Raw genomic sequence first — 16,925 nt, forward strand, 5'->3', positions numbered from 1 at the left:
TCCGGGTTCATCCGATCAAATAGACCAGGCCACTTCGGTTCTCGGCCAGCGCAGCGGTGAATCTCTGGGCGTCACGGATGTACGGCATCATGTAGGCGAACTCCTCGTCTTCGCCGCCACCCCATCGATCGAGGTGGAGATCCTCGATGCGCCGCCGGACGGTCTCCTCGGAGAACGTGCCGAGATGCTGCGACACGACGGCTACCTCATCGGGTGTCATCACTTTCGTGTAGCCGTACCAGCCGAGTCCGTGCGGGGTCACGGCGCCCTCGACGAGGGCGAACGCAGGCTCTGACAGTCCACCCGGATCTGGTCGGAAGAAGTGCTGCAGGTCACCCCAGCACTTGTCCATGTACAGCATCTCGGGCTTCTCCTCCAGCGGGCCCCAAGCATCCATGAGCGGATCCCCGCCCAGAAACTTGTAGGGGTCGGCGCGTGCGGCGTCGAGATCGCATTCGGCGACTGGATAGGCGTAGTAGCGGATTCCCATGCGGCAAGTGTGTCGATCAATGAGCGGAGGCGCTCGCGCTGTTCCTGTTTGGTGGACGCAGCGACGCCCTGCCACCCTGGGGAGGACGACACGGTGGGCGCGAGCAGTTTGTCGGACCTTGGTGGCACGATCGGAACATGCCCGAGTCACCTGAGGTGCAGGCGCTCGTCGACGATCTCGATGCCCGACTGCGCGGACGCGCGTTGACCGGCGTCGACGTGCTCGAGTTCCGCATGGTCAAGACGCGATCCCGTCAGCCGTCGACTCTGGTGGACCGGAGCGTGACCGGTGTCACCAGGCACGGCAAGATGTTCGACCTCGCGCTCGGTGGCGCGCACCTCGTCGTCTCGCTCGGACGGCACGGCTGGGCGAGCTGGGGCGAAGGCGAGTCGGTGAGTGCGGCCGGCCCCTCCGGCGGATCCGCTGCTGCGCTCGCCATGCTCGACTTCGAGGGCGGAATCCGCCTCGAGCTCACCGACTCGGGCGGATGGGTGTCGCACTCCCTGTGGGTCGTGGATGCGGCATCCGACGTCCCTTCCTTTGCGGGCCTGGGACCTGATCCGGCGCTGCCCGACTACAGTCGCGCCGACTTCGATCGCGCCTTCGTCGGCCGTCGCAAACAGCTGAAGGCGATCCTCCAGGAACAGAAGTCGATCGCGGGAATCGGCAACGCGTACTCCGACGAGATCCTGTTCGCGGCCAGGCTGAGCCCCGTCGTTCACGCGTCCGAACTCGATGCCGACGAACTCGACCGGCTCTTCGAGCAGACCACGGGGGTGATCCGCTCCGCGATCTCCGCACGCCGCGGCATCCCGATCGCCGAGCTCAAGGCGACGAAGGTGGCGGCGATGATGGTGCACGGCAGGGCGGGCGAGCCCTGCCCCGGATGCGACGACATCATCCGCGACTTCGCCTTTGCGAGCACGACGGCCCAGTACTGTCCCGCGAGCCAGACGGGCGGCGTGATCCTCTGACGGGCCGAGCTCATCCTCGCCGGACCACGGGCTCGGCACGTCGACCTGGCCGTTGCATGCTCGCGCCCGCTACGGTCGTCGCATGTCCCGCGACACGACCCTCGTCCTCGTCGACCAGCAGGGCGGGATGCTCGGCGTGCTTCCGACCTTCACCGTCGTTCACCCGTGGTGGCAGGACGTCGATGAAGTGGTTCGAACGGCGCGCGCGACCTTCGGCATCGACGTGCAGATCCTCCGGCTGCTGCGCGGACGTGGGCAGGACCGTCCGGCATCCGGCGGCGAGGTGACGTATCTCGCCCAGGTCGAGACCCGGACACTCCCGCCCTCTCTGCCGTTGACGCCTGTTCCGCACGACCTCGACCTGGACGATCAGCCCCTGCGGATGCCGTGGGCACGGCCCGGCGGACCGGATGCGTCTGTCGCGTGGGCGCGAACCGCTCTCGAGGGTCGAGGGTTCCGCGATCTCGAGGCCGTTCAGCAGCGCACCTGGAACCTGTCCGCGCTCTGGCGCCTGGATGCCTCCGCCGGCACGATCGCCTGGCTCAAGCAGGTGCCGCCGTTCTTCGCGCACGAGCCGCACGCACTGCGCCTCGTGAGGGCCGCGGCTCCTGCGCTGGCGCCGGAGTTGTTCGCTGCGGACGACCGCGGCCGAATGCTCCTCGCCGACGTGCCCGGTGCCGATGGACACGGTGCGGACGCTGCGACGCGCATCCGTGTCGCACAGCTCTTCCATCCGGTGCAGGCGAGGTATGCCGGCGAGGCGGACGAACTGCTCGCCGCCGGGTTGCCGGACCGTCGTCTCGAGGCGGAGCGTTTCGTCGAGGTGGCGCGGTTCTGGAGCGAGAGTGTGGACGGCATCCGTGCGCTGATCGACGCCCTTCCGGCACGGCTGGAGAGGGTGGCGGCGTGCGGGCTCCCGGACACCCTGGTGCACGGTGATCTGCACGCGGGAAACGTGCGCTTCGGCGGACCCGAGCCTGTGATCATCGACTGGGGCGATGCGTCGCTGTCGCATCCGGCATACGACATCCTGCTGCTCACGAAGGTGCTCTCGCCCGGAGACGCAGCGGTGGTGGAAGACGAGTGGGTGTGTGCCTGGCGTCGCACGGTTCCGTCCAGCGACCCGCGCGGCGCCCTCGAACTCATGCGGCCCTTGGCGGCATGGCGGGCAGCGGTGACGATGCACGACTTCCTCACGAACATCGAACCGAGCGAACGGGTGTACCACCTCGATGACGCCCGCGCCGCGATGGAGGAAGCTGTCGAAGCGGCCGGCTGAAACTGTGCGCACCCCGGCGGCCGCTGACACACTGGGCGGATGCCGGACGCTCTCTTCGACGACGCGCGCTTCGCTCGCCTCTACGATCCTCTCGATCCTGATCGCACAGACCTCGACGCGTACGCGGCGATCGCGCGGGAGTTCGACGCGCAGACCGTGATCGACGTCGGATGCGGAACCGGCACCTTCGCCTGCATGCTCGCCGCCCAGGGCCTGACGGTGATCGGCGTGGATCCGGCGCTGGCCTCGCTCGACGTCGCTCGCACCAAGCCTCACGCGGAGCGGATCACCTGGATCCATGGCGACGCGACCGATCTGCCCGGGTCGTCGGGTGACATCGCCTTCATGACCGGGAACGTGGCCCAGGTCTTCCTCACCGACGAGGACTGGGATGCCACACTGCGCGCGATCCGGTCCGCGCTACGTCCGAGCGGTCGGCTCGTCTTCGAAACCCGGGATCCGGACCGCGAAGCCTGGCGTGACTGGGTCCGCGACCGCACCTACGTCGACACCATCGTGGAGGGCGTAGGGCGTGTGCGCACCTGGACGGATCTCGTGGAGACCCAGGCTCCGTTCGTCACATTCCAGAACACGCTGATCCTTCCCGACGGCGAGACGCTGCACTCCACGTCGACGCTGCGGTTCCGTCGCCGCGAGGAGGTGGAGTCCTCGCTGGCGGCGGCCGGATTCGCCGTCGATGAGGTGCGTGAGGCGCCGGACCGACCCGGTCGCGAGTTCGTCTTCGTCGCACGGCGAATCTGAACCGTTCCGGGGTCGAGGGCTCTCACATCGAGTCGGGCCGCGATCGGGTGCCCGAGTCAATTGGTGACCGCGTGCTCCACGCTCATCACGAGGATGACACGGTCGGCCCTGTCCTCCGGCGCCTGCGGATCCGTCTCCCCGTAGCGTCGGGCCAGGCGCACGTAGAACTCGCCTTCCGGATCGGGGACGACGTTCACCAGGCGCCCACGGACCTCCAGGAAACGGTAGAAGGAGCGCTCACGCACGATCGCGAGACTCATCGTCGGATTCCGCTGCAGGTTGCGGTACTTCTGTCGCTTGGTGGTGTGGGTGAAGCGGATCAGCTCCCCATCGAACTCGAACCACATCGGGTTCACCTGAACCGTGTCGTCGGGACGGATGGTGCCGAGGAATCCGAAGTTCGGCTCGTTCAGCAGCGGGAGGAGATCCTCGGGGATGATGTCGGAGGCGGTCATGGGACCATACTGTCGGCTCGGCCTCGAGGCCGAGCCGAGACACGGTCGCCGTGTGCGTCATCCGTTGTCACTCATGCACAGTGCACAGACGTCGCACAGGCGCTCGAGTTGTGGCCCGTGGCGCATTTCCGGCATCTCCGCGGTCAGGTATGCTAGCCCGCAACGTCGCCGCCTCGGGGGATGCGGCGCAGCAACGAAGGCGGGGTGGGCCTGACACGACGATGGAGTTCGAGTGGGACGACACAGTGCCGCACCCGTGCATCATCAGCCTGCCACGCCCGATCGTCCCCGCTCGCGCAGGCGCTTCATCATCGGCATCATCTCCGGTGCGGTCGTCGTCGTGCTCCTCGCGGTCGCAGGCGTCGCCTGGGGGACAGGCGCGCTGAAGGGCATCTTGCCCTCGCCCGCGAATGCCCTCGGCTGCGACAAACCGACCCAGTTGCGCGTGGTCGCAGATCCGGCCATCGCCCCCGCCCTGACGAAGTCGGCCATGTCATTCGACGCCGTCACGCCGTGTGTCACGACGACAGTGCGCGCGCAGACGTCGGCGGAAACCGCATCGATCGTCGCGTCGGGCAACGACCCCAAGGCCGACGTCTGGATACCGGATTCTCCTGGCTGGGAGGCGCGGATCGCCGCGACGGCGAAATCCCTCGGACGTGGAACGCCGAAGGCTTTCTTCGGCGTGAACGTGGCCACGACACCGATGATCTTCGCGGCGCCCGCCAAGCAGGCCGACTCGCTCGCCGCAGCGAAGCCCGCCTGGTCGAGCATCTACGGCGGCACCGTGAGTGCGCTCCTCCCGGATCCGGTCAACAATGGCGCCAGCCTGCTCGCGCTGAGTGTGCTCAAGTCGAACGCTCCTGCCGGCAATCCGCTCGCCTTCGACGCCGCGATGATCGCCATCGGAAAGGTCGTTCCCACCGACCCCACCTCGGCGTTCACCGACGCGGTCAAGGCGTCGACGCCGACGGTGGTACTCACGACAGAGCAGGCGGTCTTCGCGCACAACGAGTCCGAAAAGGGCTCCGACCAGCAGTTCTTCGCGGTCTATCCGAGTTCGGGAACCGTACTGGACTCCTATCCGTACGTGCGTCTGGCGGGAGCCACCTCCGGGAGCGCCGCGAAGGATCGTCTCCTCAACAGCCTCGAGCGCGCCTTCGTCACCGACACGAAGCACATGGCGCAGTACGGATTCCGTAGCGGCATCGGCATGGGGTCGCTCAAGGCGACCGGAGTGCTCGCCTCCTACACGAACATGCTCTCGCCCGACCTGTCGTCGCAGGTCGACCTTCTTCACGCGTGGTCGACGATCACGATGCGTTCGCGAATGCTGGCCGTGGTGGACGTCTCCGGATCCATGAACGAGGATGCCGGCGGCGGCATGACGCGCATTGGCATCTTCCAGCAAGCCGCGATGGGTGCCGTCTCGATGTTCTCGCCGCAGGCCGAGCTCGGCATCTGGATCTTCTCCACCAACCAGAACGGTTCGACCCCGTACCGGGAGATGACCCCGATCGCGCCGATCGGGGACCCGGCACACCAGGAGGCCATCGCAGGCATCATCGGCGCGCTGCCGAGCTACGTGCAGGGCGACACCGGCCTCTACGACACGGTGCTCGCCGCCGTGAAGGACGTGCAGAAGGACTACTCGCCTGGCATGGTGAACTCCGTGCTGGTGATCACCGACGGCAAGAACGACAACCCTGGCGGTGGGCTCTCACTGCAGGATCTGCTTTCGCAGCTGAAGACGGTGGAGAACCCGGACAAGCCCGTCGAGGTCATCATGATCGGATTCGGACCCGACACGGATCTCGCTGCGATGAGCCAGATCGCGGATGCGACAGACGGTGGTGTCTACACCGCGACCAAACCGCAGGATCTGGGCAACGTGCTGGTGGATGCGCTGTCGCAACGGTCCTGCCGCCCGAACTGTCTCATCCACTGACGTCCGCGGCCGGTGTGCGCCGGGGCGGTGCGCCCGCCGGGTGTCAGCGCTCGGGGGTCACGGTGCGGGCGCGGGTCCGTCCGTCGGCCGCGGCTCGGGCAGCCAGCCCTCCAGCTCTTCTTCTTCGGGGGCGACCTCGACTTCCTCCTCTTCCTCCGGAGTCAAGTCCTCGCCAGAACGGGTCGTGTCGTCGTCGCGCGCACTCATGTGATCACGCTACGCCACACGCATCCGTGTACCAGGCCGTCCGGTAGAATCGCGGCACGAAGCCGCTCGAGTGGAGGCGGCCGAAGATCGCAGGCGGGGGCGGCCTGACCCGACGATGGAGTACGAGTGGGACGACACAGCGCCCCTGCGCACCCTCATGACATCCAGTCCGGCGCGCGAGAGGCGCGCCCACGCTCTCGCAGACGCTTCCTGATCGGCATCGTCTCCGGTGCCGTCGCCGTGGTCCTGATCGCTGTCGGCGGAGCAGCCTGGGCCGGCGGTCTGCTGGGCAGTTCCGTTCCTTCCTTCGCGGATGCCATCGGCTGCGGCAAGCCGACGACGATCCGCGTGGTGGCCGACCCCAAGATCGCGCCCGTGCTCACCAAGGCGGCGAACTCGTTCGATGTGGTGACCCCGTGCGTGAAGACGACGGTGCGGGCGCAGGATTCCGCAGACACGGCATCCATCGTGGCCGCAGGGGGAGACGTGGGTGCCGATGTCTGGGTGCCGGACTCTCCCGGGTGGCAGAGTCGCATCGCGGCGACAGCACTGTCGCTCGGACGCGAGTCGCCCAATGCCGTCTTCGAGGCGTACGTCGCGACGACCCCGCTCGTGTTCGCCGCGCCTTCGAAGAAGGCGTCGTCGATCGCAGCGGCGAAACCGACGTGGGCCGGCCTGTACTCGGGCGATCTCAACGCGCTACTGCCCGATCCGGAGGCGAACGGGGCGAGCCTCCTCGCTCTCAGCAAGCTGAACGGCGTGGCTCCGGCCGGCAACGATCTGGCGTTCGACACGGCGCTCGTCGCGCTGGGCAAGAACATACCGGCGACAGCGGAGAAAGCGTTCGCGGCAGCCGAGGAGAATGCCACGCCCTCGGTCGTGCTCACGACCGAGCAGGCTGTTTACCAGCACAATCGGCAACATCCCGCTCAGCAGTTCTTCGCCATCTACCCCGGCGACGGCACAGACGAGGACGCCTTTCCGTTCGCCCGCGTCGCCGGACGCTCAACGGGGAGCGTTGTGAAAGACCGCCTCATGACGGCATTGGAGAGCGCCTTCGTCACGGACCAGAAGCACCTCGCAGAAGGCGGCTTCCGGTCGGGTCTCGGACAGGGGCATCTGCGGGCCGCAGGCGTCCTGAAGACCTACTCGACCGCGGCTCCGGGAGGACTGGCCACGCAGGTGGACATGCTGCACGAGTGGTCCACGATGACGATGCGCGGCCGTATGCTGGCGCTCGTCGACGTGTCGGGATCGATGAACGAGGATGCCGGCGGCACGACCCGCATCGGCATCTTCCAGCAGGCTGCGGCGGGCGCGATCGAGATGTTCTCACCGCAGACCCAGCTGGGCGTGTGGAGCTTCTCCACCAATCAGCAGGGGTCGCAGCCGTGGACGGAGCTCACGCCGGTCGCGCCGGTCGGGGACTCGGCTCACGCCGCCGACATCTCGAACGTGATCAACTCGCTGCCCAGCCGCGTGCAGGGTGACACGGCGCTCTACGACTCCGTGCTGGCCGCGGTGAAGAACATGCAGGCCAACTACGTGTCGGGCATGGTCAGCTCCGTGCTGGTGATCACGGACGGAAAGAACGACAACCCCGCCGGCGGACTCAGCCTTGATCAACTGGTCGGACAGCTGAAGTCCATCGAGAGCGTCAACCGGCCGGTCCCGGTGATCATGATCGGATTCGGTCCCGACACCGATCAGTCCGCCATGAAGCAGATCGCCGATGCCACGGGTGGCGGGGTCTACCAGGCGCTCAGGCCACAGGATCTCGGTGCCGTGCTCGTGGACGCCATCTCGCAGCGCACCTGTCGTCCGCACTGCGGCAACTGACCGGAAGGCCGGAGGGCCTCTGAGAGGATCCCGTGCTCGGGGCGTTCCGAGCGCAGGACGGGCACCTGCTCGGAGGGACGGATCCGTGGCTCGACGGCCTCCTAGAGTCCTCGTGCCGCTGCCACGGCGTCGCGTAGCGCTTCCGCGGCGTGTGCGAGATCGGCGGGGGAGACCGTCGTCCAGCTGAAGCGCACGGCGGTCGCCGCCGCGTCGTCGGAAAGTCCGATGGCCCGCAGCACGTGCGACGGCTCGGTGCGCCCGGCCGCACAGGCGGAGCCGCTAGAGGCGATCACACCGCGGCGCTCGAGCTCGAGCAGCACGGTCTCTCCGTTCACGCCGTCGATCGTGAACGACGCGTGTCCGGGGATCCGGCGCACGCGTTCGCCCGTGAGCCGAGCCTCGGGCAGCAGACGAAGCACGCCGTCGATGAAGGTGCCCGTGTCGGCCAAAGGATCTGGTGCCTCGTCGGCCGGAGCACCTCGGTGCCGCATCCGCTCGTCGTCTGCGGCTTCCAGCGCCACGGCGAGAGCGACCGCAAACGCGACGTTCTCGGTGCCGGAGCGCCGCCCGCGCTCCTGGCCGCCACCGTGCAGCACGGGCTCGAGCGGGATACCGCCCCTCACGAACGCCGTGCCCGAACCCTTCGGCGCGCCAACCTTGTGTCCGGAGAAGCTGAGAGCGTCGACGCCGAGGGTCCGTACGTCCAGGTCGAGCCGGCCGGCAGCCTGCACGGCGTCGGTGTGGAAACGTGCCCCGACCGCGTGAGCGACGGATGCCAGCTCGGCGATCGGCTGCACCGTGCCGATCTCGTTGTTCGCATACGCGATCGACACGAGCGTCGTGTCGGGCCGCAGCACCGACGCCAGGGCGTCGGGAGTCGCCGTGCCGAACTCGTCGAGCGGAACGAAGTCCACGTCGAATCCGTGGATACGCCGCAGATGATCGACCGATTCCAGCACCGCTTCGTGCTCGGTGGCCGCAGTGACGAGATGCCGTCCACGCGGATCCCCGAGCGCAAGGCCCTTGATCGCGAGATTGTCGCCCTCCGTGCCGCCCGCGGTGAACACGACCTCGGATGCGCGGCACCCGAGCACGGAGGCGACCCGGGCGCGGGCATCCTTCAGCGCGGTCGCTGCGCGCAGACCCGGTTCGTGCGTGCTGGACGGGTTGCCGAACTCGCCGGTGAGGTACGGCCAGGCGGCCTCGAGCGCCGCACGACGCACCGGGGTGGTCGCTGCGGCGTCGAGGTAGAGGACGCTCACTGTGCCGCTACTCCTCTTCGTCGTCGCTGAGAAGGCCGATCCGGGTCGGACTGCCGTCAGCGGCGTCGTTGTCGTTGTCGTCAACGTCGGCTTCGGCGTCGATGTCGACATCGAGCCCGAGGTCGAGCGAGCGCACGCTGTGCGTCAGCGCGCCAACGGAGATGACGTCGACGCCGGTCGCGGCGATCGCGGCAACGGTGTCGAGGTTGACGTTGCCGCTCGCCTCCACGATCGCGCGTCCGTTCACGAGAGCGACGCCCTCGCGCAACTCGTCGGCCGTGAAGTTGTCGAGCATGATCGTGTCGACGTCGCCTGCGAGCACGGGCTCGATCTGGTCCATCCGGTCCACCTCGACCTCGAGGTGCGTGGTGTGGCCGAGCTGTGCGCGCACGGCCCGGATGGCATCCGTCACCGAGCGCCCGTCTGCTGTGAGCACGGCGAGGTGGTTGTCCTTGGCCATGACGGCATCCGAGAGCGAGTTGCGGTGGTTGCGTCCGCCGCCGCAGACCACGGCGTGGCGCTCGAGTGCGCGCAGGCCCGGCGTGGTCTTGCGGGTGTCGACGATGCGGGCATGCGTTCCGGCCGCCAGCTCGACGTAGCGCGAGGTGAGCGTGGCGATGCCGCTCATGCGCTGCACGAGGTTCAGCGCGACCCGTTCGCCGCGCAGGATGCCCCGTGCCGGCCCCGCGATGACCGCGAGCGTCTGTCCCTTCGCGAAGCGTTCTCCGTCGGCGACGAGAAGGCTCACGGCGATGCGTTCATCCACGGCCCGCATCGTGCGCACGAGGACCTCTCCGCCGGAGAACACACCGGGCTCGCGGGCGACAAGACGAGCGGATGCCGCCGCGTCCGCCGGAATGAACAGCTCGCTGGTGACATCGCCCCACGGCGCGTCCTCGTCGAGGGCCGTGTTCACGACGCGGTCGATGATCTGTCGGGTCAGCACGTGGCGACCACCTCTCGGATGAGGCCCTCTCGGGCGGATGTCGTGTGGTCGCGATCGGTCGTCCCAGAACCCGCGCCGGCGAGGCGGGACGACCTCCACAGCACCGGCTCGCCGAACCGGTTGGTGACGATGGTGTGTTCAGGGGTCCCCGAGGTCTCGGGGAAGTCGCTGCGGAAGTGAGCGCCGCGGGATTCCTCGCGGCTCATCGCCGATCGCACGAGTAGAGCACCGAGCGAGACGAGGTTGCTGTTCTCCTGCTCGGCGATGGAACGCGGGGATCCGTTCCCCTCGCCATCGGCGCGGGCGCCCAGGCGTTCCAGCACGAATGCTGCCGCACGCAGCCCGTCGCCGTCCCGCTCGACGCCTGCGCCCTCCCAGAGCAGCTCGCGGACGAGGTCGCCGGTGTCGCGCCGTTCGTCGGCGGCACGATCGATGCGCTCGCCGGCGGATGGTCCGCCGGCCGCGGCGCGGGATGCGTCGTCCGTTCCGGGGCGATGCGACGTCGATGCGATCTCGCTCGCGTCGACGAGCGGCGACACCGGAAGATCGGCTGCGCCGATCGCCTCCGTGGCGCGCGCCGCGAACACGAGCCCCTCCAGGAGCGAGTTGGACGCGAGCCTGTTGGCCCCCTGCGCGCCCGTGCACGCGGCCTCACCGATCGCGTACAGGCCGGGCAGGCTCGCCCGGCCCCAGGCATCCGTCCGCACTCCGCCCATCCAGTAGTGGGCAGCAGGCGTCACGGGCACGGGCTCGCTCGCCCAGTCGAACCCCGCGGCGTCGCACGCGGCCTGGATCGTGGGGAAGCGCCGAGCGAGGAACGCACGGCCGAGGCGCGTCGCATCCAGGAACACGGGAGCACCGTCCTGGGCCGCCATCCGCCGGGCGATCCCGCGCGCCACGACGTCGCGAGGGGCGAGCTCCGCGAGCGGATGCACGCGCTCCATGAAGCGCACTCCCTCGGCATCCCGCAGCACGGCTCCCTCACCGCGTACGGCTTCCGACACGAGGGTGCCGCCCGGCACGGCCAGAGCCGTCGGATGGAACTGGTAGAACTCGAGGTCCGCCAGCTCGGCGCCCGCGCGCCACGCGGCGGCGACGCCGTCACCGGTCGCGACGGCCGGATTGGTCGTGTGGGAGAAGAGCCGTCCGGCCCCGCCGGTGGCGAGCACGACGGCCTCCGCTGCGATCGTGCTGCGCCGGCCGTCGGCATCGAGCGTGCGCGCTCCGATCACCCGACCGTCGTCGACGACCAGGTCCGTCAGCATTGCGTGCTGGACGATGCGGATTCCGGATGCCCGCACCCGCGTCGCCAGTGTCACCTCGATCGCGCGTCCGGTCGCGTCGCCGCCCGCGTGCAGCACCCTGGACCGTGAATGCGCCGCCTCGAGACCGCGCGCGAGCCGTCCGTTCTCACGATCGAACGGAACCCCGAACCGGAGCAACTCGCGCACGCGCTCCGGACCCTCTGTGCACAGGATCCGCACCGCCTCAGCGTCACCCAGGCCGGCGCCGGCGGCGAGCGTGTCGGCGACGTGCAGCTCAGGGCTGTCGTCGTCGAAGAGCGCGGCGGCGATGCCGCCCTGCGCGTAGAGCGTGTTGCTCTCCTCGAGCCCGCCCTTTGTGAGCAGCGTGACCTCAGCGATCGCGGAGAGCCGCAGCGCGGCGGTGAGGCCGGCGATCCCGCTGCCGACGAGGAGGACGCGGGGTGCGGCATCCGGGCGGCGAACGAATGCGTCGGGGCCACCAGGAAGCGTCGCGACGCTCATGTCACGCCGCCATGGTCGTATCGGGGCGTGCGGCGAGCATCCGTACCAGTGCCACTCGGGCGTCGGAGGCGACAGCGTCGCTCACGCGCACCTGGTTGACGACCTCGCCGCGCGCGAAGGACTCGAGCACCCACGCCACATAGCCCGGGTGGATGCGGTACATCGTCGAGCACGGGCACACGACCGAGTCGAGGCAGAAGATCGTGTGCTGCGGATACTCGGCCGCCAGCCGCTGCACCAGGTTGATCTCGGTGCCGATCGCGAACGTCGACCCCGCCGGTGCTGCCTGGATGGCCTTGACGATGTAGTCCGTCGAGCCGTACTCGTCAGCCGCGTCGACGGTCTCCATCGGGCACTCCGGGTGCACGATCACCCGCACGCCGGGGTGCTGTGCTCGCGCCTGCTCGATCTGGGCGACGGTGAACCGCTTGTGCACCGAGCAGAACCCCTGCCAGAGGATCACCTTCGCGTCCGTCAGCGCTTGCGCGTCGTTGCCGCCGAGGCTCTTGGCCGGGTTCCACATCGGCATGAGCTCGACCGGGATCCCCATCGCCTTCGCGGTGTTGCGTCCGAGGTGCTGATCGGGGAAGAACAGCACGCGCTTGCCGCGCTCGAACGCCCACCGCAACACCGTCGACGCGTTCGACGACGTGCACACGATCCCGCCGTGCCGACCGCAGAACGCCTTGAGCGCTGCCGAGGAGTTCATGTACGTGACCGGGATGACGGATGCCACGCCGTCGGCATCCGCCTCGCCCGCGTACAGCGCCATGAGCTGCTCCCACGCCTCCTCGACCGAGTCGATGTCGGCCATGTCGGCCATCGAGCATCCGGCGGCGAGGTTCGGCAGGATCACGCTCTGCTCGCGTGAGGTGAGGATGTCGGCCGTCTCCGCCATGAAGTGCACCCCGCAGAACACGATCGCCTCGGCTTCCGGATGCGCCTTGGCCGCGTTCGCGAGCTGGAACGAGTCCCCGACGAAGTCGGCGTACTGCACGACCTCGTCGCGCTGGTAGAAGTGTCCGAGCACCATTACGCGGTCCCCGAGGGTCTCCTTCGCGGACCGGATGCGCTCGGCCAGCTCCGCAGCCGACGCGTCGCGGTACTCCTGCGGCAGTTCGCCCTGCCGGGGCGAGTCCGCCGGGATCGGATCCGCCATCGACGCGCCGGGTCCATACCCGGGCATCCCGAGGTCGAAGGTCCACGGCGCGTCGACGAGGTCCGTCGCACAGAGCTCGCCGGATTCGTCTCCTGCGGCGATGAGCTGGATCGTACGGTCGACCGAGGCGGTGAGGGTCATATTCGCTGCCTAACTGCTAGTTCGTGCCGAGCTCTCTGAGCGAGCGGGGCGTCCAAGGATCGGAGAGAGAAGTCGGCTCCCTGAGTGAGCGGAGCAGGTCGAAGGGTCATGAGTGGCTTTCCGGGTCACGGATGCGGCAGCGGCCCGGTGTCGACGAGCCCGACGGACGTGTCGTAGCGGTACAGTTTGGGCGGCCTGTGCCGAGTGCCGGTCACGCGTTCGCCCGTGTCGACGAGTGCGTCGGATGCCTCCATCGCGCGCCGGAAGTTCGCCGGATCGAGGCGCTTCCCGCGCACCGCTTCGTGAACCTCGCGCAGCTGGGCGAGGGTGAACGTCTCGCCGAGGATCGCGTGCGCGATCCGCGAGTACTCCATCTTGTTGCGGAGCCGCCAGAGGGCGTACTCGACGATGAGGTTGTGGTCGAACGCGAGAGCGGGGAGCTCATCCGCGGGGAACCAGCGCACGTTCTGGCCGACGGTCGCCCGCGCAGCCTCCTCGGATCCCACGAGCGCCCAGTACACGATCGAGACCACCCGCGCGGCCCCCGGTTCACCCGACGCTGTGCGGTCGACGTCGCCGAACGCGTACAGCTGCTCCAGGTACCGCGGGGCGAGACCGGTTGTCTCGCCGAGCGTGCGACGTGCGGCATCCGCCAGACCTTCGGTCGTCCGCAACGGTCCGCCCGGCAGCGCCCAGCGCCCCTCGAACGGCTCGCGGATGCGCCGCACGAGCGGTAGCCACAGCGTCGGTGCCGCACCCTGGGCTCCGAACCTGTCGTCCGTGCGCAGCGCGAAGATCACCGTGGACACGGCGAGCTGCAGGTCGGCACGCGGTGTATTCGCTGACGCGGTGTCCTGCGCAGGAACACGGAGGTCGTCGGTTCGACTACTCTCGGTCACGATTCCTCGCTCTAAAGGTCATTGAGACTTAGAGAGATCATAGCAGTATGAGTCAGTATGACTAGAAGACGATCATCCACACGAACAAGACTGGTCTGGTTCGTTCCGCGTCCGTAGAGTCTGTTCGTGCACACAGCACTGTTCGGGCGTCGGATGTCCGAGGGGTGGGACGACTTCGTTCCGCGCGCCCAGGGGAGCGCGGTTCGTGTCGTGCTCGTGGGAGACCCTGGCACGGGGAAGACGAGCGGTCTACGGCTGATCCAGGAACGGACAGAGGCCGTCATGTCCGTCGTCGGGTTGACCGGCAACCTCGTGAACCGCGATATTCCGCTCGCTCTCGCCTCGACCATCGTTCCGGTCAGCGCGGCCGCCAGCCCCGTAGGGATGCTCTCAGCCGTGCGCACGACCCTCGCGTCACGGCCTGCGACCATGTTCATCGTCGATGACGCGGACGACGCCGACCACCTGTCACTCGAGGTCCTCTGGGACGCCGTCGTGCTCGGCGGTCACTCGCTGGTGATCGCCGTTCAGGACCTCGATCGGCTGCCTCTCCGGATGCTGCGTCACGTTTCCGCAGGACAGATTCAGCTCGAACGCCTTCGGCCTTTGAACGAGATCGAGTTGGCCCTCGCCGCGGAGGAGATGCTGGGTGGCGCGCCACTGGCTCCTCATGTCGCTCACGTGCTGTGGCGGAGTACTGAGGGCCGTGGGGCCCTCGCCGGAGCGCTCCTCGACCACGCCGTGACCACCGGGCTGCTTCGAAAGCTGCACAGCACGTGGGTGTGGGCACCGAGGCTAGAGGACGACGTGATCGGCGACGACTACGTGCGGCTCATGGTCACGACGCCGCTGCATGGCATCTCGAGCGCGGCACTTCGACTCGTGGAACTGCTCGCGGTCGCCGGCCAGCTGCCTCTTCCGCTCGTCGACGAGGAACTCACGAACGCGCTCGAGGAATGCATGGACCGGGCGGTCATCGCATCCACCGGCCCGGACGGGCGCCTCTCCGTCGCGCTCTCCCCTCCGCTCCTTGCCGACGTCATCCGTGCCGGGCTCGATCCTTTGCGTGCAGCGCGACGGTCCGCCGAGGCCGCTCGTCTGATTCTGGCAGCGGGGGTCCCAGGGGCGGCCGAGATGCTCGTCGCAGCACGCCTTGCAATGGAATCCGGCGACGGCTCGATCGACATCGATTACGTGAGCACAGCGCAATTGGCGCTCTCTCTGAGCGCAGTCGGGTTGGCTGAACGCCTGGCACGAGCCGCGATGAGGAGTACCACTCAGAGTTCCCGGTTCATGACGGGGCTGACCTTGGCGGCCGCGATCAGTGCCCAGGGGCGTGGCGTGGAATCCGAGCGGATCCATCTCGATCTCGTCGAGTCAGAGGTCGACGCCGATCTGCTCGCCTTCGTGGCTGCGAGCCGGGCGGCGAATCTCTATTGGGCATGCAACGAGACCGAAGCGGCGCATCGGGTTCTTGATGAGATCCCGTTCTCCGATCTCTCGGAGCAGGCACATTCCCGACTGCTGGCAGCACGGTCCTGCATGCGCTGCTTCGACGGCGACCTTGCGCGAGCCGAGTCTGACGCCATGGATGCCCTACGACTCGAGCACGATGACTTCACCGCCGTGTGGGCGCTGTCCGCGGCGGCCTTCGCTCGCGCCGTACGCGGGGGCCATGGCGTCGCCGCGGAGGTGGAGCCCCTCGTCCGACGCGGTCTCGATGCTGCGCGCCGATGCGCCGCGGGCATACAGCAATGGCTTCTCGGCCTGGCGGGAGTGTGCGCATTGTGCAGCGAAGGCAGATTCCGGGATGCGGAGCTGATCTGCGACGAGCTCCGCGCATTCGGTCTCGGCGAATCGGTGACAGGCGGCCTCTGCGAGCTTCTCGACGGAATCGTGGACCTCACGCGCGGCCGCCTGGATTCGGCCAGGGGACATGCGGCGGCGGCATGGAACCTTCTCGAGTCCGACGGCCCACGCGGCTGGGCCTGCCTCGCAGCGACGCTGGGCGTGTTCGTCTCTGCCGCGCGTGGCGAGTCCCACGATGCTCGTGACCTGATGGTCGAGGCGAAGGCACGCTTCGGCGATTGCGTGCGGGTTTTCGAGCCCGTGCTCGTGCTCGCCGAAGCGCACCTCGCCTTTGCGGCAGGTCGGGTGTCAGACGCGCTCGACCTTGTGCGGCTGTCCCGACAGGCGGCCGACCGAGGAGCGACCGGACTCTTTCTCCTGAGCGTTCTGTGCGACACCGCGCGGTTCGGCGGGAATGTCGACGTTGGTCGGCTGACCTCGCTGTTGGAGCCAACGACAGAGATCGGTGTTGCGATGGTCTCGTTCGTCGAGGGATCGCGGACGCGTGAACCGAGGACGCTCAGGGAGGCGTCGCAGCGTTTCGCGACGATGGAAGCGGGACTGCTCGCCGCCCAGGCGGAATCGCGGGCGTTCGCCATAGCTCAGCGACGCGGCGAAGAACCCGGTGCCCGGCTGCTGGCGGAAGTCCGTCTGCAGGGCCTGTGCGCCGAATACACGATCCCGCCCACCAGCCCGTTCGTACGGGTGGTGCAGATGGACGTTCTGACCACTCGCGAGCACGAGGTCGCGCGGCACGTGGCGGCCGGCATGGGCAACAAGGAGATCGCTCGGGTGCTGGGTGTCTCCGTGAGAACGGTCGAGGGCCACGTGTACCGGGCATGCCAGAAGCTCGACTTGTCGGATCGTCGAGCGCTCGCCTCGATCCTGGACGGTGCTTCCCGCAGGATCCCGCCGCCGGAAAACGAGTAGTCGACTACGTATGCCATGCC

General features: G+C 68.3%; 14 protein-coding genes. 6 read left to right on the forward strand and 8 right to left on the reverse strand.

What is annotated here, in order from left to right:
- Positions 1 to 7 precede the first annotated feature (7 nt).
- Positions 8 to 490 carry a DUF1877 family protein gene (locus ACX9R5_RS09820; RefSeq protein WP_459408794.1) on the reverse strand — a complete coding sequence of 161 codons (483 nt, stop codon included), beginning with the start codon at positions 488 to 490 and terminating at the stop codon, positions 8 to 10.
- 137 nt (positions 491 to 627) lie between these two features.
- Between ACX9R5_RS09820 and ACX9R5_RS09825 the strand changes: the two genes are divergently transcribed.
- The 3 genes from ACX9R5_RS09825 (at position 628) to ACX9R5_RS09835 (ending at position 3,505) form a co-directional block, all read left to right on the forward strand.
- The gene (locus ACX9R5_RS09825; protein ID WP_459408795.1) at positions 628 to 1,464 is read left to right on the forward strand and encodes a DNA-formamidopyrimidine glycosylase family protein; all 837 of its coding nucleotides are present in this window, start codon (positions 628 to 630) and stop codon (positions 1,462 to 1,464) included.
- 82 nt (positions 1,465 to 1,546) lie between these two features.
- Positions 1,547 to 2,743: a phosphotransferase family protein gene (locus tag ACX9R5_RS09830; RefSeq protein ID WP_459408796.1), complete on the forward strand. Its 1,197-nt coding sequence runs from the start codon at positions 1,547 to 1,549 to the stop codon at positions 2,741 to 2,743.
- A gap of 39 nt (positions 2,744 to 2,782) precedes the next feature.
- On the forward strand, positions 2,783 to 3,505 hold the full coding sequence (locus ACX9R5_RS09835) for a class I SAM-dependent methyltransferase (protein WP_459408797.1): 723 nt from the start codon (positions 2,783 to 2,785) through the stop codon (positions 3,503 to 3,505).
- 56 nt (positions 3,506 to 3,561) lie between these two features.
- Here ACX9R5_RS09835 and ACX9R5_RS09840 read toward each other — a convergent pair whose 3' ends face one another.
- Positions 3,562 to 3,960, reverse strand: coding sequence for a PPOX class F420-dependent oxidoreductase (locus tag ACX9R5_RS09840; RefSeq protein WP_459408798.1), 399 nt, complete (start codon positions 3,958 to 3,960; stop codon positions 3,562 to 3,564).
- Between the two features lie 232 nt (positions 3,961 to 4,192).
- Here ACX9R5_RS09840 and ACX9R5_RS09845 point away from each other — a divergent pair, with 232 nt between their 5' ends.
- Positions 4,193 to 5,908 carry a VWA domain-containing protein gene (locus tag ACX9R5_RS09845; RefSeq protein ID WP_459408799.1) on the forward strand — a complete coding sequence of 572 codons (1,716 nt, stop codon included), beginning with the start codon at positions 4,193 to 4,195 and terminating at the stop codon, positions 5,906 to 5,908.
- Positions 5,909 to 5,965: 57 nt separating this feature from the next.
- Here ACX9R5_RS09845 and ACX9R5_RS09850 read toward each other — a convergent pair whose 3' ends face one another.
- Positions 5,966 to 6,115, reverse strand: a complete 150-nt coding sequence (locus ACX9R5_RS09850) for a hypothetical protein (protein ID WP_459408800.1) — start codon at positions 6,113 to 6,115, stop codon at positions 5,966 to 5,968.
- 126 nt (positions 6,116 to 6,241) lie between these two features.
- Here ACX9R5_RS09850 and ACX9R5_RS09855 point away from each other — a divergent pair, with 126 nt between their 5' ends.
- Positions 6,242 to 7,954, forward strand: a complete 1,713-nt coding sequence (locus ACX9R5_RS09855; RefSeq protein ID WP_459408801.1) for a VWA domain-containing protein — start codon at positions 6,242 to 6,244, stop codon at positions 7,952 to 7,954.
- Between the two features lie 101 nt (positions 7,955 to 8,055).
- On the opposite strand, the gene ACX9R5_RS09860 is transcribed toward ACX9R5_RS09855, so the two are convergent.
- From ACX9R5_RS09860 to ACX9R5_RS09880, 5 genes are all read right to left on the reverse strand, one after another.
- Positions 8,056 to 9,216, reverse strand: coding sequence for a cysteine desulfurase family protein (locus ACX9R5_RS09860; protein ID WP_459408802.1), 1,161 nt, complete (start codon positions 9,214 to 9,216; stop codon positions 8,056 to 8,058).
- Between the two features lie 7 nt (positions 9,217 to 9,223).
- The gene (nadC, locus tag ACX9R5_RS09865; RefSeq protein WP_459408803.1) at positions 9,224 to 10,162 is read right to left on the reverse strand and encodes a carboxylating nicotinate-nucleotide diphosphorylase; all 939 of its coding nucleotides are present in this window, start codon (positions 10,160 to 10,162) and stop codon (positions 9,224 to 9,226) included.
- Entirely contained in the window at positions 10,156 to 11,928 is a 1,773-nt protein-coding gene (gene nadB / locus ACX9R5_RS09870) for an L-aspartate oxidase (protein ID WP_459408804.1), read from the reverse strand. Before nadB ends, nadC begins: the two co-directional genes overlap by 7 nt.
- Before the next feature lies 1 nt (position 11,929).
- Positions 11,930 to 13,228, reverse strand: a complete 1,299-nt coding sequence (nadA, locus tag ACX9R5_RS09875; RefSeq protein WP_459408805.1) for a quinolinate synthase NadA — start codon at positions 13,226 to 13,228, stop codon at positions 11,930 to 11,932.
- A 125-nt stretch (positions 13,229 to 13,353) separates the two neighbouring features.
- Positions 13,354 to 14,049 carry an NUDIX hydrolase gene (locus ACX9R5_RS09880; RefSeq protein WP_459409065.1) on the reverse strand — a complete coding sequence of 232 codons (696 nt, stop codon included), beginning with the start codon at positions 14,047 to 14,049 and terminating at the stop codon, positions 13,354 to 13,356.
- 204 nt (positions 14,050 to 14,253) lie between these two features.
- On the opposite strand from ACX9R5_RS09880, the gene ACX9R5_RS09885 reads away from it, so the two are divergent.
- Complete coding sequence (locus ACX9R5_RS09885; protein WP_459408806.1) at positions 14,254 to 16,905, forward strand: helix-turn-helix transcriptional regulator; 2,652 nt, start codon at positions 14,254 to 14,256, stop codon at positions 16,903 to 16,905.
- The last annotated feature ends 20 nt before the right edge of the window (positions 16,906 to 16,925 follow it).

Source organism: Rathayibacter sp. CAU 1779 (assembly GCF_054551755.1).

Bases quoted from the DNA above. Each gene is read 5' to 3' on its own strand.
- nadB (WP_459408804.1), bottom strand. From the start codon at position 11,928: ATGAGCGTCGCGACGCTTCCTGGTGGCCCCGACGCATTCGTTCGCCGC.
- ACX9R5_RS09830 (WP_459408796.1), top strand. From the start codon at position 1,547: ATGTCCCGCGACACGACCCTCGTCCTCGTCGACCAGCAGGGCGGGATG.
- nadA (WP_459408805.1), bottom strand. From the start codon at position 13,228: ATGACCCTCACCGCCTCGGTCGACCGTACGATCCAGCTCATCGCCGCA.
- ACX9R5_RS09850 (WP_459408800.1), bottom strand. From the start codon at position 6,115: ATGAGTGCGCGCGACGACGACACGACCCGTTCTGGCGAGGACTTGACT.
- ACX9R5_RS09840 (WP_459408798.1), bottom strand. From the start codon at position 3,960: ATGACCGCCTCCGACATCATCCCCGAGGATCTCCTCCCGCTGCTGAAC.
- ACX9R5_RS09820 (WP_459408794.1), bottom strand. From the start codon at position 490: ATGGGAATCCGCTACTACGCCTATCCAGTCGCCGAATGCGATCTCGAC.
- ACX9R5_RS09835 (WP_459408797.1), top strand. From the start codon at position 2,783: ATGCCGGACGCTCTCTTCGACGACGCGCGCTTCGCTCGCCTCTACGAT.
- ACX9R5_RS09825 (WP_459408795.1), top strand. From the start codon at position 628: ATGCCCGAGTCACCTGAGGTGCAGGCGCTCGTCGACGATCTCGATGCC.